At 52.5% G+C, this 23,941-nt stretch carries 19 protein-coding genes, 1 tRNA gene and 1 pseudogene; 6 read left to right on the top strand and 15 right to left on the bottom strand.

Features of this window, described 5'->3' with window-relative positions:
• Positions 1-2: 2 nt before the first annotated feature.
• Together LG288_RS03605 and LG288_RS03600 are read right to left on the bottom strand one after the other, a co-directional pair.
• A complete protein-coding gene (locus LG288_RS03605) occupies positions 3-1,247 on the bottom strand; it encodes a PqiA/YebS family transporter subunit (protein ID WP_404402119.1) in 1,245 nt (414 codons plus the stop codon).
• On the bottom strand, positions 1,225-3,033 hold the full coding sequence (locus LG288_RS03600) for a cation:proton antiporter (RefSeq protein ID WP_404402117.1): 1,809 nt from the start codon (positions 3,031-3,033) through the stop codon (positions 1,225-1,227). Before LG288_RS03600 ends, LG288_RS03605 begins: the two co-directional genes overlap by 23 nt.
• Before the next feature lie 146 nt (positions 3,034-3,179).
• On the opposite strand from LG288_RS03600, the gene LG288_RS03595 reads away from it, so the two are divergent.
• Genes LG288_RS03595 through LG288_RS03585 form a run of 3 tightly spaced genes read left to right on the top strand, consistent with a single transcriptional unit; the run spans position 3,180 to position 6,923 of the window.
• Positions 3,180-4,214 (top strand): Fe(3+) ABC transporter substrate-binding protein, encoded by a 1,035-nt coding sequence (locus LG288_RS03595; RefSeq protein ID WP_404402115.1) that lies wholly within the window; start codon positions 3,180-3,182, stop codon positions 4,212-4,214.
• A gap of 18 nt (positions 4,215-4,232) precedes the next feature.
• Positions 4,233-5,858, top strand: a complete 1,626-nt coding sequence (locus LG288_RS03590; protein WP_404402113.1) for an ABC transporter permease — start codon at positions 4,233-4,235, stop codon at positions 5,856-5,858.
• Positions 5,859-6,923 (top strand): ABC transporter ATP-binding protein, encoded by a 1,065-nt coding sequence (locus LG288_RS03585; protein WP_404402111.1) that lies wholly within the window; start codon positions 5,859-5,861, stop codon positions 6,921-6,923.
• Positions 6,924-6,936: 13 nt separating this feature from the next.
• Here LG288_RS03585 and LG288_RS03580 read toward each other — a convergent pair whose 3' ends face one another.
• The 7 genes from LG288_RS03580 to LG288_RS03550 form a co-directional block, all read right to left on the bottom strand.
• On the bottom strand, positions 6,937-7,881 hold the full coding sequence (locus LG288_RS03580; protein ID WP_404402109.1) for a CorA family divalent cation transporter: 945 nt from the start codon (positions 7,879-7,881) through the stop codon (positions 6,937-6,939).
• Positions 7,881-8,348 carry a bacterioferritin gene (gene bfr, locus LG288_RS03575; RefSeq protein WP_404402107.1) on the bottom strand — a complete coding sequence of 156 codons (468 nt, stop codon included), beginning with the start codon at positions 8,346-8,348 and terminating at the stop codon, positions 7,881-7,883. The genes LG288_RS03580 and bfr (LG288_RS03575) overlap by 1 nt, the downstream gene beginning before the upstream one ends.
• A 1-nt stretch (position 8,349) precedes the next feature.
• Complete coding sequence (gene bfr / locus LG288_RS03570) at positions 8,350-8,826, bottom strand: bacterioferritin (RefSeq protein WP_404402105.1); 477 nt, start codon at positions 8,824-8,826, stop codon at positions 8,350-8,352.
• 41 nt (positions 8,827-8,867) lie between these two features.
• Positions 8,868-9,104 (bottom strand): (2Fe-2S)-binding protein, encoded by a 237-nt coding sequence (locus tag LG288_RS03565; RefSeq protein ID WP_404402103.1) that lies wholly within the window; start codon positions 9,102-9,104, stop codon positions 8,868-8,870.
• 75 nt (positions 9,105-9,179) lie between these two features.
• Complete coding sequence (locus tag LG288_RS03560; RefSeq protein ID WP_404402101.1) at positions 9,180-10,157, bottom strand: calcium/sodium antiporter; 978 nt, start codon at positions 10,155-10,157, stop codon at positions 9,180-9,182.
• 52 nt (positions 10,158-10,209) lie between these two features.
• Positions 10,210-12,105 carry an acetate--CoA ligase gene (locus tag LG288_RS03555; protein ID WP_404402099.1) on the bottom strand — a complete coding sequence of 632 codons (1,896 nt, stop codon included), beginning with the start codon at positions 12,103-12,105 and terminating at the stop codon, positions 10,210-10,212.
• 93 nt (positions 12,106-12,198) lie between these two features.
• Entirely contained in the window at positions 12,199-13,488 is a 1,290-nt protein-coding gene (locus LG288_RS03550; protein ID WP_404403022.1) for a ribonuclease J, read from the bottom strand.
• A 236-nt stretch (positions 13,489-13,724) separates the two neighbouring features.
• On the opposite strand from LG288_RS03550, the pseudogene LG288_RS03545 reads away from it, so the two are divergent.
• The 3 genes and pseudogenes from LG288_RS03545 (at position 13,725) to LG288_RS03535 (ending at position 17,885) form a co-directional block, all read left to right on the top strand.
• Positions 13,725-15,226: pseudogene (locus tag LG288_RS03545) on the top strand (alkaline phosphatase).
• 26 nt (positions 15,227-15,252) lie between these two features.
• A complete protein-coding gene (locus tag LG288_RS03540) occupies positions 15,253-17,100 on the top strand; it encodes an alkaline phosphatase (RefSeq protein ID WP_404402097.1) in 1,848 nt (615 codons plus the stop codon).
• A gap of 62 nt (positions 17,101-17,162) precedes the next feature.
• Positions 17,163-17,885 (top strand): hypothetical protein, encoded by a 723-nt coding sequence (locus LG288_RS03535; protein WP_404402095.1) that lies wholly within the window; start codon positions 17,163-17,165, stop codon positions 17,883-17,885.
• A 61-nt stretch (positions 17,886-17,946) separates the two neighbouring features.
• Here the strand turns inward: LG288_RS03535 and LG288_RS03530 are convergent.
• The 6 genes from LG288_RS03530 to LG288_RS03505 form a co-directional block, all read right to left on the bottom strand.
• Positions 17,947-18,037: transfer RNA gene (locus tag LG288_RS03530), tRNA-Ser, on the bottom strand.
• 97 nt (positions 18,038-18,134) lie between these two features.
• The gene (locus LG288_RS03525; RefSeq protein ID WP_404402093.1) at positions 18,135-19,766 is read right to left on the bottom strand and encodes a methyl-accepting chemotaxis protein; all 1,632 of its coding nucleotides are present in this window, start codon (positions 19,764-19,766) and stop codon (positions 18,135-18,137) included.
• Between the two features lie 82 nt (positions 19,767-19,848).
• Entirely contained in the window at positions 19,849-20,901 is a 1,053-nt protein-coding gene (locus LG288_RS03520; RefSeq protein WP_404402091.1) for an MBL fold metallo-hydrolase, read from the bottom strand.
• Positions 20,837-21,514 carry a gamma-glutamyl-gamma-aminobutyrate hydrolase family protein gene (locus LG288_RS03515; protein ID WP_404402089.1) on the bottom strand — a complete coding sequence of 226 codons (678 nt, stop codon included), beginning with the start codon at positions 21,512-21,514 and terminating at the stop codon, positions 20,837-20,839. Before LG288_RS03515 ends, LG288_RS03520 begins: the two co-directional genes overlap by 65 nt.
• A complete protein-coding gene (locus LG288_RS03510; protein WP_404402087.1) occupies positions 21,487-22,500 on the bottom strand; it encodes an amidoligase family protein in 1,014 nt (337 codons plus the stop codon). Before LG288_RS03510 ends, LG288_RS03515 begins: the two co-directional genes overlap by 28 nt.
• Entirely contained in the window at positions 22,460-23,848 is a 1,389-nt protein-coding gene (locus tag LG288_RS03505; RefSeq protein ID WP_404402085.1) for a M28 family metallopeptidase, read from the bottom strand. Before LG288_RS03505 ends, LG288_RS03510 begins: the two co-directional genes overlap by 41 nt.
• Between the last annotated feature and the right edge of the window lie 93 nt (positions 23,849-23,941).

The following is a 23,941-nucleotide window of genomic DNA, read 5'->3' as shown; positions in this document are numbered from 1 at the left end:
ACTCAGCTTTCATCCTTAAAAAAACGACGGGTATCAAAGGCCATGGCTGCCAGCATAGTCAAAATAACAGAAGCAGCAAAAGCAAGTGCTGCATTGCCCGGATACACTGACATCAGCTGCCCGCTGCGCACCAGGGCCACCAATACGGCGACCACAAAAATATCGACCATCGACCAGCGACCAATCCAGTCAGTCACTTTATACAACCATAGCCGATTTTTAACCGGCATAGAAGCTGAGCGTTGTGACACCCAGAGTAAGGCCAGCAGCATCAAAATTTTAGCCACCGGAATCACCAGGCTGGCGATAAAGACAATAATGGCAATGGCCTGGTCGCCACCACGCCACAGATCCAGCACACCGGCAATCAGCGTCGATGGTTCAGTGCGACCCAAATTGGTAATTTCCATCACCGGCAGCAGATGCGCCGGCACCAGCATAAAGGCTGCTGCCAGCAGCAGGGCTAAGGTCAACTTCCAGCCACGCCAGCGCGATAACCGCAGGGCTTCGCCACAGCGCCAGCATCGATCATCATCGCAATGATTCGGCGCATGACAGCAGACACAGTCAAGCAGCTGCTGTTGGCGCGCTGTACGGCCTGTTTTTACCGCGGGAGCGTGGCGATGAGGCAATAAATGCCAAAGTTGATAACGGCTGACCCGATCAGCACAGATCAGCAACACAACCACAAAACCAATATAGGTGTAAAACCCACTGGCCAGTTGCACCGAGGCTAAACCGGAGATTTTAATCAGCGCGACCAGCGCGCCGAGTAAAAAGACATCCGCCATCATCCAGACCCGCAGCTGCACCAGCGTCCGGATCAGATACAGGGTTACTTTACCCAGCCGCAGATCCAGTAACAGACGTAAGAAAACCCAGCTAACCGTCAGCAAATACAGCAGCGGTATCACAGCGACTGTGAACAGCACCAGGATAGCCAGTAAGCGTTCGTGAAAATGCAGCAGCTCGCGGCCGGTATCCAGCAATGACATGGTTTGCTCAGAGCCATTCGCTGCGTAGCCTACAAAAGGCAGCCACAGGCTGATCAAACCAAGTATTAGAGCGGTAACACTTAACGCCAGAACCTCTTTTGCCGCTACCGGTGGTCCGCCCCCCAGTCGATGAGCACAGCGGGGGCAACGTGCCGGCTGTGCCGACACCACGGGAATCCGCACCACCCAGTCACAGTCAGGGCAAACCATCAGTAACCGGGGTTGCAGATCAGTCGTTTTCTGAGTCACCATCTTTTTCCGGTGAGATCATGGCAATAACGACCCACCCGGGCTGGGGTTTTAACTCCCGTTGAGTGGTGAAAATATGCACCCGTTTTTGCTCATCCAGAGCAAACATGGCCACCGCCCGGGCGCCATATTTTTGCTGATAATCTTCGAAGCTAAAGTTGTCAGTGATCGGCGTTGCCTTCATTCGTGCACCCTGAAAATTCAGGCTCGCCAGTTTCGAATAGGTAATGCTGTCACCGAATAAGTTCAGTGTCTTCTTATACGACTCAGATAACTGGTGGCTGGCCCTGAAATCGGATTCGCCGCTGTTTAAACCGTGTACTTTACTGCTGCCAAACCAGTCCTGATAATAAACAGAAACCAGCGGGTTAAGTTGTTTATAAGGCGACAACACCAACAGCCGGCCAATACCGGTTAAATCGATGTTATTCGTCGCGTGTTCAGAGGCCGGGTTACCGAAATAAACCGGTAAGTTATCCATCCGCGCCATCCGGATGTTTTCCCAGTTAGTGTCTGCCAGACGCACCGGAACATCGTGCTCTCGCAAACTTTTTGCCACCTCGCGGGCCATATGGTTGGCGCCGAAAATCAAAAACCCTTTGGCCGGCGGTTCAATCAGCCCCAGCAGTTTGGCCAGCGGTTTGGCGGTCAGACTCTGCAGAACAACCGTGGTCATGATCACCACGAACACTAACGGCACCATAGATTCAATATTTTCCCAGCCCGATTGCTCCATCTTTAAAGCAAATAAGGCAGACACCGCAGCCGCGACAATACCGCGCGGCGCTATCCAGGACAGCAGTATCTTATCTTTTACCCGCAGCTCAGTACCGATAGCCGACAGCCAGACAGCCAGCGGCCGTACCACAAACAAAATCAGCGCCAACAAAATAATCGAGGGTACGCCCAGGGCGTCAAATTGCGCAAAGTCCAGCCGCGCTGCCAGAATAATAAACAGCGCGGAAATCAACAGTACGCTCAGGGTTTCCTTAAACTCCAGAATTTCATCAAGATTCAGATTACGAGTATTGGCCATAGCCATACCCATCACCGTTACGGTCAGCAATCCCGACTCATGCTGAATCGCGTTAGAAAGGGCAAAAACGCCCAGGACAATGGTCAGTGTGGCAACGTTTTGCAGATAATGAGGGAACCAGCCCCGGCCAAGCGCCAGACCTAACAGCTTGGCGGCCGCCCAGCCGAAGAAAAAGCCGATACCTATGGTTTTTGCAAAAGCCTGCATGGCATGTAAAAAAGCAACATCCTGGCTGGCAATAATAAACTCGTACACCAGTACCGCTAACAAGGCACCCAGCGGATCGATGATAATGCCTTCCCAGCGTAAGATATTCGCCAATTTACTGATCGGTCGGACGGAATGGATCATCGGCTGAATAACCGTCGGCCCGGTGACCACCACCAGCGCCCCGAACAGTGCGGCCAACTGCCACTCCCAGCCCATCAGAAAGTGCGTTGCCACCGATATGCTTAGCCAGGTTACCACCATTCCCACACTAACCAGGTTGGTTACCATGCGACCGTGACCACGAATTTCTTCAAACTTAAGAGTCAGGCTGCCTTCAAATAAAATTACGGCAACGGCAAGGGACACCACCGGAAACAATAAATCACCAAACAGCTGATCAGGATTAAGCCAGCCCAGGGTTGGCCCAATTAACAAGCCACAGAGAAGTAAAGGTAAAATTGCCGGCAATTTTATTCGCCACGCCAGCCACTGGCAGCTAATGGATAACACCCCAATTAAAGCCAACAGGGACAAGTCAGACATAACCGCTCCATTTAAAAAGAGTTTTTTTACAGCATCTTGACTTTAATCAAAATACAAATGAGAATAGCTATCATTAAAGATTGAGTTGTGCTAGCTTCATTCAAAGCAACTGTCTCATACGCGAACAACACGTCCGAGGTTTCTCTATGACAATAAATTTCAGCAAGTTAACTACAGTAATGGCGCTCGCCGGCATTGTCACGAGTTTATTACCGGTGGCGGCTAACGCTGCCGAAGTCAATATTTATTCCTCTCGTAAGGAAGCTTTAATTAAACCTCTGTTAGACCAGTTTAGTGAACAAACCGGCATTGAGGTAAATTTATTAACGGGTAAGTCCGATGCCCTGTTGGCCCGGCTAAAGTCCGAAGGTGCCAACACCCCGGCCGATCTCTTTCTGACCGTTGACGCCGGCGCCCTGCACCGGGCCGTTACGGCAGGCGTTTTTCAGCCATTAGCGGCACCCGAAATTACCAATCAGGTGGCTGAACAGTTCCGCTCGGACGAAGACTACTGGGTCGGCTTAAGCCTGCGCGCCCGGCCTATCTTTTACGCTCCGCAGCGCGTTGACGTGAACAAACTTGACGATTATTTATCCTTAGCAGACGATAACTGGGACGATCGGGTCTGTATTCGCTCTTCTGATAACCTGTACAACCAGTCACTGGTTGCTGCGTTAATTGACCATCATGGTACAGAAGCCACTGAGCAATGGGCGGAAGAATTTGTCGATAATTTTGCCCGGCAACCGGTAGGCGGCGACCGTGACCAAATTAAAGGCGTGGCCTACGGCATCTGTGACCTGGCGGTTGCCAATACCTACTACTTTGGCCATATGCTGAATTCTGATGATGCTGAACAGCGCGCCGCAGCAGAAAAAGTTGAAATCTTCTGGCCTGCCCAGGACGCTCAGGGTACTCATGTAAACGTCTCCGGTATCGGCATTACCGAGCATGCTAACAATCTGAACGAAGCACGCCGGCTGATCGAGTTTTTACTCTCAGAACCGTCACAAAAATGGTATGCTGAGGCAAATTATGAATATCCCGTGCGCGAGGGTGTCAGCTGGAGCGAGACCCTGCAGCAATGGGGTGAGTTCAAAAAAGATGATATTGCAATGGACATCCTTGGCGAAAATAATGCCGCAGCGGTGCGCTTGATGAATCGTGCCGGCTGGAGATAACAGCAAGGAGATAACGACATGACCCGCGGCCCGTTATTGTTGTTCGGTGTTGCGGCATTGATAGGGCTACCACTGATTGTGGTCGCCCTATCTTTGTTAAATCCCCAATGGGAAGTGCTTGCCCACTTATGGCAGACAGTAATTCCCGAGTACATCCAACATTCACTGATCCTGCTGGTATCGGTGGGCTTTGGTGTGACTATTCTCGGCGTCAGTACCGCCTGGTGTGTCAGTCAGTTTGACTTTCCCGGCTGGCGCTGGGTCAGCTGGGGCTTATTGCTGCCGCTGGCCATGCCGGCCTATATTACCGCCTACACCTACACAGGCCTGCTGGATTATGCCGGTCCCCTGCAGCAGGCGCTGCGCTCTACCTTCAATCTACAAATCGGTGACTACTGGTTTCCGCAAATCCGTAGTTTAAGCGGCGCAATATTTGTTCTTTGTGTGGTGCTTTATCCTTATGTGTACCTGATTACCCGCGCTGCCTTTATGCAGCAGTCAACGGCTGCCTTTGAGAGCGCCCGGACTCTGGGCGCCGGCCCCTGGAAGAGCTTCTGGCGGGTCGCGATGCCGCTGGCCAGGCCGGCCATTGCTACCGGCGTTACCCTCGCGTTAATGGAGACCCTGGCTGATTACGGCACCATGGAGTACTTCGGTGTCACTGTATTTACCACCGGTATTTTTCGTACCTGGTATGGCATCGGTGATACCCAGGGCGCCCTGCAATTATCCGCCATTCTGCTTATTTTTGTCATCGTGCTGATTTTGGTTGAGCGCTATTCGCGGCGCCGCGCTAAATTTTACCAGCGCCGTGGTGGCGCTGCGCCAATGAGAAAGCCATTACGCGGCAAACAAGCCCTGGCCGCAGCCGCCGTCTGCTGGCTGCCAATCTTACTCGGCTTTTTGATCCCCGCAGCACAGCTGTTGCTGTGGTCGGTAAAACGCGGCAGCACCTGGCTACAGCCCGACTTTTGGTTATTAACCTTTAATACCTTATGGCTGGGTCTGCTGGCCGCGGCAATCACGGTGTTGCTGGCCTTATGGCTAGCTTACGGTCGCCGTCGCCACCCCACCCGACCATTACGGGCTGCCGTCAGCCTGGCCGGTTTAGGTTATGCCATCCCCGGTATTGTTATCGCTGTTGGTTTACTGTCGCCGCTGGCCTGGCTGGATCATCGCATTATTGCGCTAAGTGAATGGCTGTTTAATATTAACCCCGGCCTGTTACTGTCCGGTACCGTGGTCGCCTTATTGTTTGCTTACAGCGTACGCTTTTTGTCCGTATCGCTGCAGACCGTCAGCTCTGGTCTCGACCAGATTACTCCACAAATGGATGACACAGCGCGCACCTTAGGCGCTTCGCCCAGGCGTATTTTGTGGCGGGTGCATTTACCCTTGCTACGCAGTTCACTGCTGGCCGCTCTTATTTTGGTGCTGGTGGATGTAATGAAAGAACTACCGGCAACCCTGGTGCTGCGCCCCTTTGACTTTAATACGCTGGCGGTTCGGGCATTCGAAATGGCCTCGGATGAACGTCTTGCCGATGCCGGACCACCAGCTTTAATGATTGTTGCCGTAGGGTTAATTCCCGTGATGTTATTATCGCGGGCACTACGAACTCAGAGTATTAAACCGGGAGACTAAATGAGCGCGTTGTTAACTTTAAAAGATGTTGCCATCGAGCTGGGAGGACAGCGCATTGTCGATGAGCTGAACTTTGCCTTAGAACCCGGCGACATCGGCTGTCTGATGGGTCCTTCGGGATGCGGTAAAACCACCCTGCTGCGGGCCATCGCCGGCTTTAGTCCGGTTACCCGGGGGACTATTGAACTGCACGGTGAGGTAGTTTCCGCCAACGGTAAATCATTACCGACGGAGCAACGCCAGGTCGGTATGATGTTCCAGGATTTTGCGCTGTTTCCGCACCTGAATGTGGCTGACAATATCCGCTTTGGTATCGAACACCTGTCAGCCGAAGCCCAGCAGCAACGGATCACAGAATTACTGCAACGCATCGATTTAAACGGTTACCAGAAACGCTATCCCCATGAACTGTCCGGTGGTCAGCAACAGCGTATTGCACTGGCCCGGGCACTGGCCCCCAAACCTAAATTAATGCTGCTGGACGAGCCTTTTTCCAGCCTTGATGCCGAATTGCGCGAGCTATTAGCTCAGGATGTGCGGCAATTACTAAAAGAAGAAGGCATTACCGCTCTGCTGGTTACCCACGACCAACAGGAAGCTTTTGCCATGGCTGACAAGGCCGGGGTTATGTACGCGGGTCAGCTACTGCAGTGGAATACGCCCTACTCGCTTTACCACGAGCCCGAGCATCAGCTGGTGGCTGACTTTATCGGCCGCGGCGTACTCATCCCCGGTAAAATCAGGGATAACCAGCTGCATTGCGCCCTGGGTGTTATCGACCATGAAGTTTTATGCGACCAGGGCGATCACGACGTCACCTTTTTGGTACGCCCGGACGATGTCATCATTAGCGACCGCGATAACGCCGATTTGCGCGCCATTGTGGTCGGCCGCGGCTTTCGCGGCTCACACTATCTGTACACACTGGAATTGCCCGACACCAGCCAGGTACTGGCCGTCGGTGCCTCGCACCAGCCCCTGTCCGAAGGCACCCAGGTTGGTATCAATGTGGACTTTGATCATCTGGTGGTGTTTGATTCGAACGTCTGCGAGCTGCCGGATTAATTGCGCTGAAGGGTTACCAGAACCTCAGCCGCCGCAGCAGCAGAAATTCTATGATCGCAATAGCAACCAGTACCCAGCCAAAAATTTCAAAGGCATTCTCGTTTTCAACACCGGGCATGCCACCAATATTAATCCCAAACACGCCGGTTAAAAAACTCAGCGGCAGGAACACACCGGCTATCACCGACAGCCAGTATGTATTGCGGTTCATCTTTTCGGCGACCGCCTGTTGCAGCAACTCACGCTGAACCCACAATTGCTCCAGCATCATCTCGATTTGCTCCAGCAAGCGCTGAGTGGTGTCCCGTTCGTTTAAAAACCACTGATGCAGCTCATTATCCGGCCAGCGCTCGCTGACACTGGTAAATTTATCCAACGCAGCTAACTGCGGCCGTATAAAACGGTTTAACCGCAGCAGACGCCGGTGCAAACCGGTTAAGGCTTGTTGCTGTTCCGCCGTTTTATCAAAACCCTGTGCTTCAATCTGCTCAATATTGGCTTCGACTGAGTCAATGACATCCTCGATTCGCAGGTTTAACTGCTCCACTAACTGCACCAAAAAATCATCCAGATTAACCGGTCCGGTCTGCTTTTCCAGGCCCTGGCGTAGTTGAGTAATGGCTTTAAAAGGTCGCTTACGAACCGTAAACACGGTGCCCCGGTAGGATAAAATACGCAAACTGAGCATGTCTTCAGGAGCCGAACCCTGGTTCAGATTAACGCCACGCAATAAAAGGACAAAGCCCTCTTTTAACCGCTGAAAGCGCGGCCGGGTGTCTTCTTCTGTCAAGGCGTCAACCAAAGGATCAGGCACACCCGCCTGCTTTAACCAGCGGTCCAGACCCTCAGCATCGCGCTGCAAATGATACCAGCAGCCGGGTTGCGGCTGCTGGCTTAAATCGTCAATGCGGGAGGGCGGCTGAGTAGTAAAATCCCAGCCATCAATCATAAAATCCATTACTTCATGCTCTGCAGGTAAAGCTGTTCCCCCAGTTTTTCCATTAGGCCAAGTTGTATTTTAAGCCAGTAAGCATGGTCTTCTTCGGTGTCTCGTAAAATGCCGATTAACATGTCTCGGGTGACATAATCGTGCTCGCGCTCACAATACTGAATAACCTCACGCAGGGTCTTGGCATTGTTGTACTCAAGCTGCAAATCGTTTTCCAGCATTTGCCGCACATTTGACGCTATCGTATGTGGCTCGCGGTTTGCCATATCGGGCTCACCTTCTAAAAATAGAATGCGGCGAATTAACAGATCGGCATGACGCCGTTCATCATCAATTTCGTGATTGATGCGCTCATACAGTTTCATCAGCCCCATATCTTCGTACTGGCGCGAATGCGAGGTGTATTGGTCAATCGAAGTCAGTTCAAAAGCCAGCAACCGATTTAACTGGGCGACAACATTATTCTCAGCTTTCATCTTATTCCCCTTGGTTCAGTTGCGTTTGCAGATAAACTTCACTACCCAGACGATTCATCAGATCCAGTTGCGTCTCAAGCCAGTCCAGATGTTCCTCCTGGCCATCAAGAATACGGCAGAGCATATCGCGGCTGACATAATCCTGATGCTCCTCACAACAGGCCATACCGTCACGAATCGCATTAGCGTCCTCAAACTGAACCTTGTGGTCCAGCTCCAGCATTTCGCGGGGATCTTCGCCAATATACAGCTTACCCAGCTCCTGTAAGTTTGGCATACCCTCTAAAAATAAAATTCGCTCGATAATATCATCAGCGTATTTCATTTCATTAATGGATGCCTTGTAAGCCCGGCTGTTGAGATTTTCAAAACCCCAGTTGCGGTACATACGAGCATGTAAGAAATATTGGTTGATAGCGGTAAGTTTCAGGGTCAACAACTCATTCAGCTGTTGCACAACTTTTGCGTCACCTTTCATAAGCGGTGTGCTCCTTAAGCGGTTTCCCGGTAGAAATTAACTTAAGTGTAGCACACGCCAGCAGGAATTTTAGTGGGGTTTTTACCTTGCGCCGGCTGAGCTGCCTGGCGCTGTTCAAGAGCCTCATTTAAGGTTTCTTTCGCACTTTGCTTGCAACAGCCACACTGCGATGCCACGCCGTACTGCTGGCGTAAATCACGCATCGACTCAACCTCGCCGGCCGCCACCGCTTTACGAATCGTCTTATCATTCACGCCCTTGCATAAACAAACGTACATTCGCGCCTCTCCTTTATTATCAATAGCAGGTTAGCGCAAATGCGAATTGTTTTCAATACCTCCTTCAGGCCGGCTTTAAAAAGCCGGGGCGAAGCCAGTAGAGAGCAGATAGACGCTGTAGGCGACGTACATAATTAAAAAGGACGCGCCGTGTAGTCGGTTGATGCGGCCGAGCCGCTTGATCCGCAGAGAAAACAGCAACAGTAGCAGCGTCAGTGCGGCCATCGTCACCCAGTCCCGGTAAAGCACTAAAGGCTCCAGCGCGATGGGGTGGATGGCGCCGGCAATACCGACCACTGCCAGGGTGTTGAACATGTTCGAGCCGATAACGTTACCCAGGGCCAGATCGTGTTCGTTTTTGCGCACTGCAGCAATGGCTGACGCCAGCTCGGGCAGCGACGTACCGATGGCAACGACGGTCAGGCCGATAACCAGATCACTGACGCCCAACGCCTGCGAGATATTCACCGCCCCCCACACCAGCGAGCGCGAACTGAGTACCAGTAAAATTAGCCCGATAATTAACCAGATCACGGCGGGCCTTAAAGCCAGCGGGTGCGAGTCAAGCTCCTGAGTGTATTCATTTGCCAGGGTGTCATCACTGCTTTTCATGCCGATATACACCGACCAGCCCATGTAAGCAAAGAACACCAGCAGCAGCAGCCAGGCCTCCGGCATGCTGATGGTAAAGTCCCATAATAAGACGGCACTGAGTAGCGTAATACCAATCAACACCGGCATTTCGCGCCGGATGACACCGGATTTGACAGTAATCGGTGCTAATACCGCTGTCAGACCTAAAACCAGCGCAATATTGGTAATATTGGAACCATAGGCATTACCCAGCGCCAATGCCGGGCTACCATCCAGCGATGCCATCGCCGACACCACCATTTCAGGCGCTGAGGTACCAAAGCCGATAATTACCATACCGATAACCAGGGGCGGCATACCTAAATGGCGGGCCACCGCCGACGAGCCTTCGACAAAGCGATCGGCGCTCCACACCAAAACTACCAGACCGATAAGTACTGCTATAACCGATAACGCCATTATTAACCTTTGTCCTTGTTTCGTTAATGGCGCATTTTAGCCTGCACTACCTTTATTGGCTAGTTTTGCTTTGCTCCTCAATGCAGGCCTGGATAGCTTCAATACTCTGCGGATCATCAATAGTCGAGGGAATCGCCACATCTTCGCGTTGTAATAGTTGCCGGATCAAGCGCCGCAAAATTTTACCGGATCGGGTTTTCGGTAGCTTAGGCACCACGTATAAGGTCTTCAGGCAGGCAATGGCGCCGATTTGCTGACGAATACGCTGTATCAGCTCGTCCTGCAGCTGCTGATAGCCGACTTCCGCTTCATTTTTCAGGATCACCAGGCCAATCGGCAGCTCACCTTTTAAATCATCAGGGGTGCCGACCACGGCACACTCGGCGACCGCCGGATGAGCCGCCAGAATTTCTTCCATTTCGCCGGTGGACAGGCGATGACCGGCCACATTAATCACATCATCGGTGCGGCCCATGATAAAAACATAGCCCTCATCATCAATGTAACCGCCGTCACCGCTGCAGTAATAACCCGGGAAGGCTTTTAAATAGCTGTCCTGCAGGCGCTGTTCATCGCCCCAGACTGTTGGCAGACAGCCCGGTGGCAGTGGTAACCGCACACAAATTGAGCCCTCCTGGTGCGCCTCGAGGGGCTTACCGGCGCTGTCCAGTACCGCCATTTCATAACCCGGTACCGGCAAACTGGAGGAACCCGGTTTAATGGCTGTCGCCCCTGCGCCCACCGGGTTAGCGCACATCGGCCAACCGGACTCGGTCTGCCACCAGTGATCATAGACAGGTAACCCGGTAACCCTGGTAGTCCAGTCATAAGTCGCCGGATCCAGCCGTTCGCCGGCCATGTAAACCCGCTGCAACGAGCTGATGTCATAACGCTTAAGGTGCTCTGCCTGCGGATCTTCTTTTTTAATCGCCCGAAAAGCTGTTGGGGCGGAGAATATGGCATTAACGCGGTGTTGTTCAACCACCCGCCAGAAGGCGCCGGCGTCCGGGGTATTCACCGGTTTGCCCTCGTACAGTATGGTAGTGCAGCCGTGAATCAGCGGTCCATAGACAATATAGGAGTGGCCGACAACCCAGCCGACATCCGAGGCGGTGAAAAATACATCACCAGGCTGCAGGCCGTAAACGTAATTCATCGAAAAGTTCAGCGCCACCGCATAACCGCCATGATCCCGCACGACTCCTTTCGGGCGTCCGGTGGTACCCGAGGTGTACAAAATATACAAGGGGTGGGTGGCTTCCACCGGCACAGCGTCAACCGGCTGAGCGGTTTCCATCAGTTGCTGCCAGTGGTGATCGCCGGGCTGGTCGAGTTCCGCCAGCTGTTGCTCGCGCTGGTAAACAATCACGTTTTTAGGCGGTTTTTCTGCTTCTCTTAAGGCCTTGTCGACAATCGGTTTGTAGGCCAGTGTCTTTTTGCCTTCAATACCACAGGACGCGGTTAACAGCAGCGCCGGCTCGGCGTCATCAATCCGGATCGCTAACTCATGGGCAGCAAAGCCGCCAAAAACTACCGAATGAATGGCCCCGACCCGGGCGCAGGCCAGCATCGCAATCGCAGCCTGCGGGATCATCGGCATATAAATGATCACCCGATCGCCCTTTTCAACACCCATCGAGCGGATCACCCCGGCAAACCGTGCCACCTCGTCCTTTAACTCGTGGTAACTGAAGGTTTGCACGGTTCCGGTAACCGGCGAGTCGTAAATCAGCGCATCCTGCTCGCCACGCCCGGCCTCAATCTGCGCGTCCAGCGCCAGGTAACTGACATTAATTTTTCCGTCCGGAAACCAGTCTGCCAGACCATTTTTCTTAACCGCTGCGGCCGAACGGGGTTCTTCAAACCAATGCAACCGCCGCGCCTGATCCAGCCAGAACCCTTCCGGATCCTGCTGGGCTTCGCTATAGATGTGATGATAAGCCTGCATGCTGTAACCTCAAATTTTAACAACCTGACAACAGCATAACCCGACCGTACAAATAGAAAATTCGACCTTGGTCGCAAGTTTTTAGCGAACAGCTCAGCGCGCCAGCGGGATACGTCCGGTCCTCACCGCTTTGCGTCGCAGACTGGGCACCGGAGCGATACGAAATAAGTCGCCGTTCTGACCGGTTAATGTACGGCGCACGCCCACTTCGCGCGCAATATCGGCATGGCGTACCAAATGCTCCGGCTCACCATGTGTAGGGATCACCAGTTGCGGCTGCAGCCAGCGGTACATTTGCTTAAGCTCTTCTTCATTAGGATGGCCGGAGGCATGAATCGGCAACTCAGTGTCCTCTTTTTGTACCACCGCAATACCCCGGGCAGTAAATTTTTGCACCAATGCCTGCACATGTGCTTCGTTACCCGGAATCACCATAGCACTGAGTAACACCGTATCGCCTTTATCCAGCGCCAGCATTGGATGCCTGTCGTTAGCCAGACGACTGAGAGCCGCACGCGGCTCGCCCTGACAACCGGTTGCCACGACCATCACCTCGGCGGGCGGCAAATAACCTACATGGCCATAATGAATCAGCTCCAGTTCATCAGGCCACAGACCAAAAGCTCTGGCGGTCGCCACATGCCGTTCTAAAGAGCGACCGAATACCGCCAGTCGCCTGCCGCTGCGCGCTGCCACTTTTGCCAGGGTCACCAGTCTGGCAATATTACTGCTGAAACAGCCAACCACTACGCGCCCTTTTGCTTGCTGTGTCTGGGCCAGTAAACCGGCAAAGCACTCCCCCTCAGAAACCGACCAGCCGGGTTTTAGGGCATTGGTTGAATCACCGATTAACGCATCAATGGGTTGCTCAGCCAGACGCTGCAGCGCCGCGCCATCAATCGGCGCGCCTAATACCGGGTCCCGGTCAATCTTCCAGTCGCCGGTATGAACCACCCGCGCCACCGGCGTTTCAATTAGCAAACCATATGGGTCGGGTAACGAGTGCGTCAGCCGCAACCAGGTAACCCGGAACGGACCGATAGTCTGCTGCCCGCGGTCATTGACCTCAATAATGGTCACCTGGTCCGCAAAGTCCGTATAGGCTAATTTGCGTCGCAACACCGCTGCTGTGTAGGGCGTGGTATAAATAGGACAACGCAGCCGTGGCCAGAGATCCTCAACGGCACCTATGTGATCTTCATGCGCGTGAGTAATAATCAGCCCGGCCAGTAAGTCGCGGTTATCCACCATAAACCGCGGATCCGCCGCCACCACCTCATGACGCACCGCCAGCTCATCATCCGCCTGCAGCTGCTCATCAAAAGACACCCCGCAATCAATCATCAGCCACTGCCCGGCATGCCCGTAAAGGTTCATGTTCATACCAATTTCGCCGGTACCGCCAAGGGGCAGAAACCAGAAGTCATTCGTCGCAGGAACCACACACACCTCCGTACTAACCGAAAGGACCTGACTACCGCACCCTTAGTGCGCCCAGCACAGGCTGTCACATAAATACCGCTAATCTTTAACAAGGTTTCTACATAACTTTCATGAAACTTCCTTAAGTCTAGCACGCTGATATTACAGCGACACTGAATAACGATTGGGGAAACCAGATGAAAACACGATGGAAAACAATCGCTACGGCCATTACCGCAAGCCTCTCAATGACTGCAGGTGCACAGCAGGCTCTGCCTGACTACCAGCAGACCAGTAGCTGGTACACCGACGGTCAAGCGAAGTTAACCGAGAAACAAAACACGAATAATCAATTTAAAGCCAAAAACGTCATTATCTTCGTTGGCGATGGTATGGGCGTCTCAACTCTGACCTCGGCACGTATACTCAAAGGTCAGCTAAAAGGCAATCCTGGCGAAGAAGACTACCTGACTTTTGAGCGCTTTCCGCGTTCTGCCTTAGTAAAAACCTACAACGTTGATGCACAAACACCCGATTCAGCCGGTACCATGACCGCAATGAAGTCACCACAGCTTTAGAGCTGGCCGAGATCAAAGGATTATCAACCGGCATTGTCTCCACCGCCCGAATTACCCATGCAACGCCTGCAGCCACCTACGCAAAGTCGGCCGACCGTAACTGGGAAGATATTTCCGATATGCCGGAAACGGCCGTTAGTGCCGGATGTACCGATATTGCCGATCAACTGGTTAACTTCGAACAGTATTTGGAACAACGCTTTACCGGCGCCGACGTTGATGGCATCGAGGTCGTTTTTGGCGGCGGCCGGCGGCACTTCTTACCAAAAGATGAAGCGTACAACAGCAGCGACGCAGCCAGTGCTGTAGAGGGTGATCGCACCGACGACAGAGATCTGACCGCTGAATGGCAGCAGCAATACGAGGATGGTCTGTACGTATACGATGAGCTTGGATTTAACAGCATCGATGCAGCCTCGACCACCCGCGTACTGGGTTTATTCAACGAGTCGCATATGCAGTATGAAGCAGACCGGGATAACGACATTGCCGGCGAGCCCTCCATCGAACAAATGACTCGTAAAGCGATCGATATTCTCGATAACAACGATAAAGGCTTTTTCTTAACGGTTGAGTCTGGCCGTATTGACCATGCTCATCACGCCGGTAACGCGGCCGGTGCACTGACCGATACACTCGCTTTCGAAGCGGCGATAAAAGCGGCCTACGACAGCACCAACCCCGAGGAAACCTTAATTCTGGTTACCGCTGACCACGGTCACGTCTTTACCATCGCCGGTTATCCTAAACGCGGCAATCCTATTCTTGGCAAGGTAGTTAATGTCGGTGCTGAACAAGCAGCTGAAGCAGCTGATGGCATGCCCTACACAACATTAGGCTATACCAACGGACGTGGTTTTATGAATCTTGGCAGCGAAACAAACTCGGATGCAGGCTATGCGATGGAGATTAACGCCGGACGTCACGATTTAACCGGTATTGACACCACCGCCGCAGGTTACCATCAGGAAGCACTGATTCCGCTTAGCTCCGAAACTCACTCTGGCGAAGATATTAGCCTGCACGCAACCGGCCCCGGCAGCCAGCTCGTCCAGGGCGTTGTCGAGCAAAACGCCGTTTTTCATGTCATTAACCAAGCACTAGGCCTTCTTGACGAGTAACCTGCAGCGAAATAGTGGAGCAGAAGATGAAATTATTTAAACTGAGTTTAATCGCCCTGACCGTCATGGGGCTAAGCGCCTGTGAACTTGACGGCGATGATGGCGAACGCGGCGCCACCGGTCCTGCCGGATCCAGTGGCAGCGATGGCGTAAGTAGTATCACCACCCAGACTGATATTGCAAAGGGCAATGAAAACTGCCCACACGGGGGTGTTCGTTTTGATTCGGGTCAGGACGAAAATGCCAATGGTTTGCTGGACGATAATGAAATAACCGAAACCAGCTACGTCTGTGAACCGGGGCGGACATCGATCAGTGCCAGCGAGGTCCTGAATAACGTCAATAACAGCTGGTATGTTGACGCACAGCGGGTAACCCAGCAAAACAAAGAAGCCTGGTTGCAGGCCACCGTTGACAATGCGCGTGGCAAAGCCAAAAACGTTATCTTATTTGTCGGCGACGGTATGGGTATTTCAACCGTCACTGCCGCCCGAATACTGGAAGGTCAACGCAAAGGGCAAACCGGCGAGGAAAATCAGCTCAGCTTTGATCGCTTTCCGTTTTCCGGACTATCAAAAACCTACAACGTTGATGCGCAAACGCCTGATTCCGCCGGTACCATGACCGCCATGGTCAGTGGCGTAAAAACCGACGTGGGTGTTATTGGTGTTGATGAACGTGTAGCACCTGGTAATTGCACTACTGCGCAGGGCAACGAGCTGGTTACCGCACTTGAGCTGGCAGAACTGGCAGGTAAAGCGACAGGCATTATTTCGACAGCACGTATCACCCATGCAACGCCTGCAGCGACTTATGCTAAATCTGCGGATCGTAACTGGGAAGATATCTCTGACATACCACAAGCCGCTATCGATGAGGGCTGTAAAGACATCGCCGATCAATTGATACATTTTGAAGAGAATCTGGAATCACGCTTTGCCGGTGTCAATGTCGATGGGCTGGAAGTAGTTATGGGCGGTGGCCGACGTCACTTCCTACCCCGCGATGCAGCCTTTAACAGTGTGGATGCTGCCAGCAGCATTGAAGGCGACCGTACCGACAACCGTGATTTAACCGCTGAGTGGCAGGCTAAATACCCAACCGGCAGCTACCTGTTTGATCAGGCCGGCTTTGACGGTCTGGCTACTGAAGCAACGGACAAAGTCTTTGCTTTATTCAACGAGTCGCACATGCAATATGAAGCTGACCGCGTTAACGACATCGCTGGTGAACCTTCCTTAACTGAGATGACCGAAAAAGCCATCGCGGTACTGGATAACAACTCGAACGGCTTCTTTTTAACCGTCGAATCCGGACGTATCGACCATGCTCATCACGCCGGCAACGCTGCTGGTGCGCTAAATGATACCATCGAATTTGCGCAGGCTATTGCCAGAGCCGATGAACTAACTGACGATGAGGATACCTTAATTATCGTCACCGCGGACCACGGTCACGTCTTTACCATTGCCGGCTACCCTAAACGCGGCAACCCAATTTTGGGTAAGGTGGTAACTGTTGGTGCAGACGCTCCCGCTGAGGCTGCGGACGGTTTGCCCTACACTACACTGGGATACACAAACGGTCGCGGCTTTATGGATCTCGGCGAGCAGACTAACTCCGATGCCTCCTACGCTATGCCGATTGCAGCGGGTCGTCACGATATTAGCGAAATCGACACAACGCAAATGGGCTACCACCAGGAAGCATTGATTCCACTGTCATCGGAAACTCATTCGGGCGAAGATGTGGGCATTTATGCCAAAGGTCCAGGTGCCTTCATGGTAAACGGTACGAATGAGCAAAGTGTCATTTTTCATATCATGGATTATGCCGGCGATTTGGTGAACCAGGCAGAAACCAACCTGAACTAAGTCTGTTATTTTAAGGCGGCTCGAGCAGCCGCCTTTTCTATTTCTATTGCGAGATTAATATCATGTGGAAGAACGTTACTTTTATCTCAGTCTTGTTGCTGGCCGCTGAAGCTAATGCTGAGGTATGCGACGCTGAGTGGGTGCAGGCTGAGTACCGCATATCGCACACCACAGAGGCAGCAGAACAACATACCGAAATGAGTTTATGGCGCAAACCGCAACACGTTGCGCATCAATATCCACAAACTCAAATGACCGAAATGTGGCAGTTCGTGCGTGAGGAAATGTTAAAGCCAACCCGTTACTTTGATGCCCATCAGCGCGCTATCGAATATCAGCCGAACGATATCATCCATGGTAAACGGGAGACCAACTGGAGTTATCGCAATCAACTGATTGCCGATAAATTACTGCAAAGAATGAACAAAATCAGCGAACAGGGCTCAGGTTGCTCAAAAACGGAAACCTATCAACTGCAGTTGGCTCAGCAGACTCTGGTAATCGACTGGTTACCGGCCTACCAGCTTCCTAAGCGGTTTCAGCGCAGTGATTCCAGGGGTAACCGGATTATCTGGCAACAACAGCGACTGAATCAGGACAAAGCAGTAATCACAGATTTTTTTGCTCATCGGGATGTTTATCAGGCAACGGATTATGCCGACATCGGTGACGACCATACCGATCCTTTTTTGACCAATATGGTCTCTCAGGGATTCATTGAGGCTGGTGCCAGTGGTTTTTACGACACGGAAGGTAACGCGCTGGAGGCCGAGCATCAACATTAATAGGCAATAGATGTAACAAAAAAGGGCCCACCAAACGGCGAGCCCTTTTTTTACTACTAACTGGCGGAGAGAGAGGGATTCGAACCCTCGATACGGGGTTACCGTATACACACTTTCCAGGCGTGCGCCTTCAGCCACTCGGCCACCTCTCCGGAACGGGCGCTATACTATGGTTTTTAGCCGATCGAATCAAGTGCTTTTGCAGCGACCGCCTAAAACTTCTGCAGCTTAACCCGTCCTTGTGCCTCATCAAGAGACGCGGAAACGATGAACCCGCTCACTCAAGCGCTTCGCCAGCTGATTCAGCTCGGTGCTGGCCTCGCTGACCTGAGTCGAGCCGGCGGCTGACTGCTCAGTTGCTTCAGTAATACCATGGAAGTTCTGGTTAATTTCGTCCGCTACCGAGCTTTGTTCTTCTGCCGCCGTCGCAATTTGTGCGTTCATGTCGGTCATGCGGCGCACAGCATCTCGTACCGAGTTAAGTGAATCGCCGGCACGACGGGCCTGGTCAACACTGTTGCTGGCCTGATCCTGGCCACGCTCCATTACCGTTACTGCGTTACCGGCACTGCCCTTCATGGTCTCAATCAGCGACTGAATGCTCTGCGTCGATTCCTGCGTCCGGTTTGCCAGTGCTCGTACTTCATCAGCTACTACCGAGAAGCCGCGGCCGTGCTCTCCGGCACGGGCCGCTTCAATGGCCGCGTTAAGTGCCAGCAGGTTGGTCTGGTCAGCAATACCTTCAATAACTTCCAGCACTTTGGTAATTTCATCGGTGTTGTCGCTAAGCTCACCAATGACACCAGCTGCGTTTTCAACTTCATGGGCCAGAGCCTCAATCGACTGAATGGTTGCTTCGACTTCGCCACGGCCACGGTCCGTTTCTTTATCGCTGTCATCAGCCAGCTGCGCTGCTTCATTGGTATGACGCGCAACTTCGGAAACCGTTTGCGACATCTGGTTGATGGCCGCTGCACCCTGGGTGGTTTCATCCTGCTGCCGCTGCACCAGTGACGAATTATTGTTGGCAGTTTTTGACAGCTCGCTGGCCGAATCCAGCAGCTGTTCGGATGATTCCGACACCTCTCCGATAAGCTTACGTAAATCCTGCACCATACGGTTGATCTGGCCCATCATCGAATCGGGGTAGTCTGACTGAGTCGTCACCGTTAAATCACCGTCAGCAATGCGCTGGAACGCTTCAGCGGCCTCATCTGGCTCTCCACCAATAGTGCGCGCCAACTTACGGACAATTAAGTAGCTCACGACACCCGCAGCGATAACCGCAAACACAGTGATCCACCACATCAAAGTGGTAAATCCGTTACTGCGTTCGAGCACCGAGTCGACGCCGGAAGAAATCACCTGTTCTTCATAGTCAATAAAATCGTTGATACGATTTAGCCATTCGGCATAGGCCGGTGATAAATCCGACAATACGTAGTTCTGCGCCTGCTGACGCTGTCCATTAGCCAGTAGCTGTTCAACCCGTTCGGTAGTCGCAAGAGCCCGCTGCTGAATCTCCTCAATCCGCTGCATCAGCTGTTTTTCTTTGCTATTCACGTATTTGGGGTTGTCAAACAGCCGCTTCATGCCGCGCTCAGCATCGGCATAATTTTGCTTCAGTTCAGCCACTAAAGCCCGAAACTGTTCACGCTCGCTTTCCTGCTCGGTCAGCACCAGGTCCCGCAGGGCAATGGCACGATCATGTACGCTGCCACGGAAATTGATCGCGTAGCGCTGCTTTTCGCTACCGACATTATTTACCTGGTTTAACGTGGTATTTATTTCGTTAACTTGCAAGGTGCCCACCACTGTGGTGATCACCATAAGCAAAATAACAAAGGCAAAGCCTGCATATAAACGCTGTGCTATGGTCATTAACAGCTCCCGCTGATTCTATTATTGTTTCGACTTTTACGAATAGTTGTACCTGAAACCATCGGCTAAAGATCAACAAACTTTAAAAAATCTGCGTCTCACCAATCGCCATAACCTGAAACTGCTGCTCTGTCAGACCCGCCTGCTGGCGTGCCGCAGCGATATCATCCAGAGTCCGCTGAATACCTTCGGCGGCCAACTGAAAAGAACCCCAGTGCATGGTTACACTCTGTCGTGCGCCAATATCTTTGTGTATCAAGGTAGCCCCGGCCGGGTCCACGTGCGCAACTTCCATAAACCAGCGGGGCAAATAGGCGCCCACCGGATTCAATGCCAGATCAATGGGCCCAAAGTGCTCGCCAATCTCTTTAAATTGCACCTCGTTGTAGCCGGTATCGCCACCGAACCACAACCGCCAGTCACCGATATCAATGACATAACTGGCCCAGAGGGTTTCGAAGCGATCCCATAAACCGCGGCCAGACCAGTGCTGGCTTGGTGTTGCATGTACGCTAAGCATCGCCCCCGGGGCACTCTGCCACCAGTCCAGCTGAGTGACTTTATCGGCATCAATACCCTGCTCAACAAACCAACGCTTTAAGCGCAGCGGCACATAATACTGTACATCCGAGCCCAGGTAATGAATGGTGTCAGCGTCAAGGTGATCATAATGGTCATGAGAAATAATCACCGCATCAATCGGCGGCAGATCCTGCAGGCTTAGCGGTAGTGGCGTTAACCGCGACGGGCCCAGAAAGCTGACCGGCGAGGCTCGCTTACTGAATATAGGATCAGTCAGCACATTTAGACCCTGATATTGAAGCAAAAACGTCGAGTGACCAATCCAGGTCACCTGACGCTTTTCCGGATCCGGTTGCTGAATTGCGCGCAGATCAGCCTCGACCTGCGGGACCAGATGCGCCTGCTGCGACTGATCTTTCCAGTCGACATCGCCAAACCAGCGCATATGCCAATAATCAAAAAAGCCCTGATCGTGTTTTGCGTAGGTATTTTGAAAGCCGCCCGCCGTGTGCCAGGGTTTTTCGGGCTTATACTGAGGGGATGAGCAACTAATCAGCAGTACTGCGACTGCAAGCCAACAACCAACGGAACAAACGTAACTGACTCGGGACATAAAATAGATACTCCGGATGCCACTGCACTCCAATAATGTGACGCTGCTGATGCTCAGAAGCCTGAATAAAGCCGTCCAGATCCCAGCCCACGGCCTTCATCTGCTGTCCGGTTTCGCTGACAATCTGTGAGTGTAGACTGTTGACCCGCAATTTGCGCTTACCACAAACTTCCGACACCCGGCTGTCACTGGCCAGCTTTACCTGTTTGGTCGGCAGCAAACCGGGGCGATTATAGGTTAACTTACGTAATTCACGAATATTCTGATTCAGCTTGCCGCCCAGAACTACATTAACTAACTGTGAACCACGGCAGATGCCCAGCAATGGTTTGCCATGCTGCAAGGACCACTTAATCCATTCAATTTCCAGATCGTCACGCTCGGGATCGTACTCGCCATCGTGCTCGGCGGGCTGGTCATAATGCGACGGGCTGATGTCATCGCCGCCGCCGATAACGACCGCGTCAATGGTTTCATCAAGGTCTACTTTATGGCGAACACTGGCACGAACCGGGCTCGCCCCCAGCAAACGTAAAGCAATCCAACTGCACCACCACGACGGCGACCAACGGCGGGCGTTACCCGTTACCACCACTCGCGGTCGATCAGCCATGCCTGTATCCTTCGTTTCCAGTCCGTTTCAGCCACACCAATTAAAGGCCGGCTCTGTGCTAAAAATTCGTCGCGCCAGTAATCCAGCGCCTGCTGATCGTTAGCCAGCTGCTCAACCACCCACCAACCTTTCCAGGGTACCGTTAAATTCCATTCCGGCTGTTCGATATGACAATTGGGTAAGCGATAATGAAAGGTCGGACGCGCTTTAACTTTATCATCGCCGACCACCGTATTTACCCGCTCTTCATCGATATAAGCGAATAACGGCAACATATCCAGCGCGCGGTTACGCGAGGCATTGTGCTGCAGGTATTCGTCCAGCAGTACCGGCATACTCATCGAGTCATGCGCCATTAATACCCGCAGATAGCTTTCCGGGTATTTATCAATATAAGGGCTGATTTTACGGGTGGTATCGACTTCATGGGCCTCAAACAGCCACCACTGCAGTATTCCGTAGGCCTGCAGATAACGGTGTAAGACATTGGGATCGACATTACCGTCCTCATCCATCGGAACTTCCGGATTAATATGGACGCCGTAAGCGGCTAACCAGGAGTCATCGGTACCCCGCGCGCCGGCTTTACGCAGCGCATCAGTCAGCGGTAATAATTGCTCACACTGCTCCAGTGTTAAGGGTGGGCAGACCACTTCCATCGGCACCACTTTTTCAGCCAGACTGCCCAGTTCCTTAAGCCAGGCTTTTTCGCCAAGCTCGCTGGCCGACTGCTCGGCAGCGGTTTTTTTCAGGTAGTTCCAGTCCAGCTCAATCTGAAACTTACCCAACTCGGAGTGGGTAATACTGCGCTCTGCCAGCGACTGGTTTTCAACCTCACCCTGCAACTCCTGCTGCAGAGTGTCCAGGGTCTGCTGCACTGACAAACCGGAAAACTCCAGTTCAAAACCAATACGGCAATCCCGGTCTAAGGGTAAAAAATTTGGCTTACTGATTTTCCGCCTCCTCAAATTCAATGCTGAATTCACCAGCCGGTCCGGGGAATACAACCGGGCTTTCAAAGCCATCTTCACTGACGCTGGCTACACCAAATACGTAGTTATCAATAACGATGTTTTCAAGGGTAAATTCATTTACGTCACCGACGTAACGGCTCCACTGCCATTGCGGGGCCGTGGTCAGACGCCAGTAAACCTTATAGCCGGCCAGATTATCCGGATCACGGACATCATCCCATTTAAGGGTAGTCGAGGGCTGAACCGCACCTTCGATATCAACATTTTGCGGTGGCTCCGGCGCCCAGCTCATGCCAGCCAGAGAAACCGCGTTCAGTGCCGTTAACTTAGCCGCATAATCAAAATCAACCCCATCAATGGTATCGCCGTATTCGATACCGTCCTCGGTGCGCAGATCCTGGTGCTGACGGTTGTAGTTTTCGTTGGTTTCCATAATGCGCACACCCGGATAACCCAGGTCGTTGAAGGGCCGGTGATGCCCCCCGCGGCCAAAGCGATCCAGCCGGTAAACAATCATGGTGTCCAGATTCGGAATGTAGCGGTCAGCCATCATATCAACATAGCGGGCCACATTGCGTGAAGGCGAGTCGTTTTCGCCGCCATAAAAGCGGCGCATCGTGGCCTCACGGTCGCTTTCATCCATCCGTGTACCTTCGGCAAAAATACGCGCGGTGGTGTTATTAATAACGCCATTGACCCCTTCGATATTGCCGATCATATCGTTATTCAGTACCGCATTAATGCGCCACTGCTGCTGCTTGGCATTTTCTGCCAGAATGCGGCCACCGAACAAGCCCTGCTCCTCACCGGCCAGTGCCGCGTAAACCACAGAGCCGTCAAATTGATACTGCGACAACACCCGTGCCGCCTCCAACGTCCCCGCCACTCCTGAGGCGTTATCATTAGCACCGGGCGCATCGGAGGTCGCATCCATAACATCGCTGACCCGTGAGTCAATATCCCCCGACATGATCACATAGCGACCCGGGTCCGACTGGCCGCGCTGAATAGCGATAACGCTTTTAACTTCTGTCGCTTCCGGAATACGTGACTCACCTTCAATTACGTCGCTGACGTACATCACTTCCAGACAGCCGCCACAGTCCGCCGAAATGCGCTCAAACTCTTCGTAGATCCAGCGCCGCGCGGCGCCAATACCGCGAGAATCAGACTCAGTTTCCGACAAGGTATGACGGGTGCCAAAAGACACCAGCATTTCGATATCCTGGCGGATACGATCGGCTTTAACCGCCGCAGCAATATCGTGCAGCTTTTCCTGATCGGTGTAAGTCAGAGCATCCTGAGCGAAGGCAGAAAGCGGTAGCAAGGCCGCTAAAGTCAGAGTTTTTATTGTTTTCATTCGGCTATCCTGCGTTAATTGTGTGCCTTTGATTATGCTTAGCACAGGCAGATAACGCAAGTCGCAAGGATATAACCACAGAGATGTATCTTA

Source organism: Idiomarina seosinensis (assembly GCF_044797955.1).
GTDB classification, from domain to species: domain Bacteria; phylum Pseudomonadota; class Gammaproteobacteria; order Enterobacterales; family Alteromonadaceae; genus Idiomarina; species Idiomarina seosinensis_A.
The sequence above is the reverse complement of the archived record's forward strand: the minus strand, read 5'-3'. Positions and strand labels throughout refer to the sequence as shown.

Coding starts and splice junctions, on each gene's coding strand:
- LG288_RS03605 (WP_404402119.1), bottom strand. CDS start 1,247: ATGGTGACTCAGAAAACGACTGATCTGCAACCCCGGTTACTGATGGTT.
- LG288_RS03600 (WP_404402117.1), bottom strand. CDS start 3,033: ATGTCTGACTTGTCCCTGTTGGCTTTAATTGGGGTGTTATCCATTAGC.
- LG288_RS03595 (WP_404402115.1), top strand. CDS start 3,180: ATGACAATAAATTTCAGCAAGTTAACTACAGTAATGGCGCTCGCCGGC.
- LG288_RS03590 (WP_404402113.1), top strand. CDS start 4,233: ATGACCCGCGGCCCGTTATTGTTGTTCGGTGTTGCGGCATTGATAGGG.
- LG288_RS03585 (WP_404402111.1), top strand. CDS start 5,859: ATGAGCGCGTTGTTAACTTTAAAAGATGTTGCCATCGAGCTGGGAGGA.
- LG288_RS03580 (WP_404402109.1), bottom strand. CDS start 7,881: ATGGATTTTATGATTGATGGCTGGGATTTTACTACTCAGCCGCCCTCC.
- bfr (WP_404402107.1), bottom strand. CDS start 8,348: ATGAAAGCTGAGAATAATGTTGTCGCCCAGTTAAATCGGTTGCTGGCT.
- bfr (WP_404402105.1), bottom strand. CDS start 8,826: ATGAAAGGTGACGCAAAAGTTGTGCAACAGCTGAATGAGTTGTTGACC.
- LG288_RS03565 (WP_404402103.1), bottom strand. CDS start 9,104: ATGTACGTTTGTTTATGCAAGGGCGTGAATGATAAGACGATTCGTAAA.
- LG288_RS03560 (WP_404402101.1), bottom strand. CDS start 10,157: ATGGCGTTATCGGTTATAGCAGTACTTATCGGTCTGGTAGTTTTGGTG.
- LG288_RS03555 (WP_404402099.1), bottom strand. CDS start 12,105: ATGCAGGCTTATCATCACATCTATAGCGAAGCCCAGCAGGATCCGGAA.
- LG288_RS03550 (WP_404403022.1), bottom strand. CDS start 13,488: ATGAACATGAACCTTTACGGGCATGCCGGGCAGTGGCTGATGATTGAT.
- LG288_RS03540 (WP_404402097.1), top strand. CDS start 15,253: ATGAAATTATTTAAACTGAGTTTAATCGCCCTGACCGTCATGGGGCTA.
- LG288_RS03535 (WP_404402095.1), top strand. CDS start 17,163: ATGTGGAAGAACGTTACTTTTATCTCAGTCTTGTTGCTGGCCGCTGAA.
- LG288_RS03525 (WP_404402093.1), bottom strand. CDS start 19,766: ATGACCATAGCACAGCGTTTATATGCAGGCTTTGCCTTTGTTATTTTG.
- LG288_RS03520 (WP_404402091.1), bottom strand. CDS start 20,901: ATGTCCCGAGTCAGTTACGTTTGTTCCGTTGGTTGTTGGCTTGCAGTC.
- LG288_RS03515 (WP_404402089.1), bottom strand. CDS start 21,514: ATGGCTGATCGACCGCGAGTGGTGGTAACGGGTAACGCCCGCCGTTGG.
- LG288_RS03505 (WP_404402085.1), bottom strand. CDS start 23,848: ATGAAAACAATAAAAACTCTGACTTTAGCGGCCTTGCTACCGCTTTCT.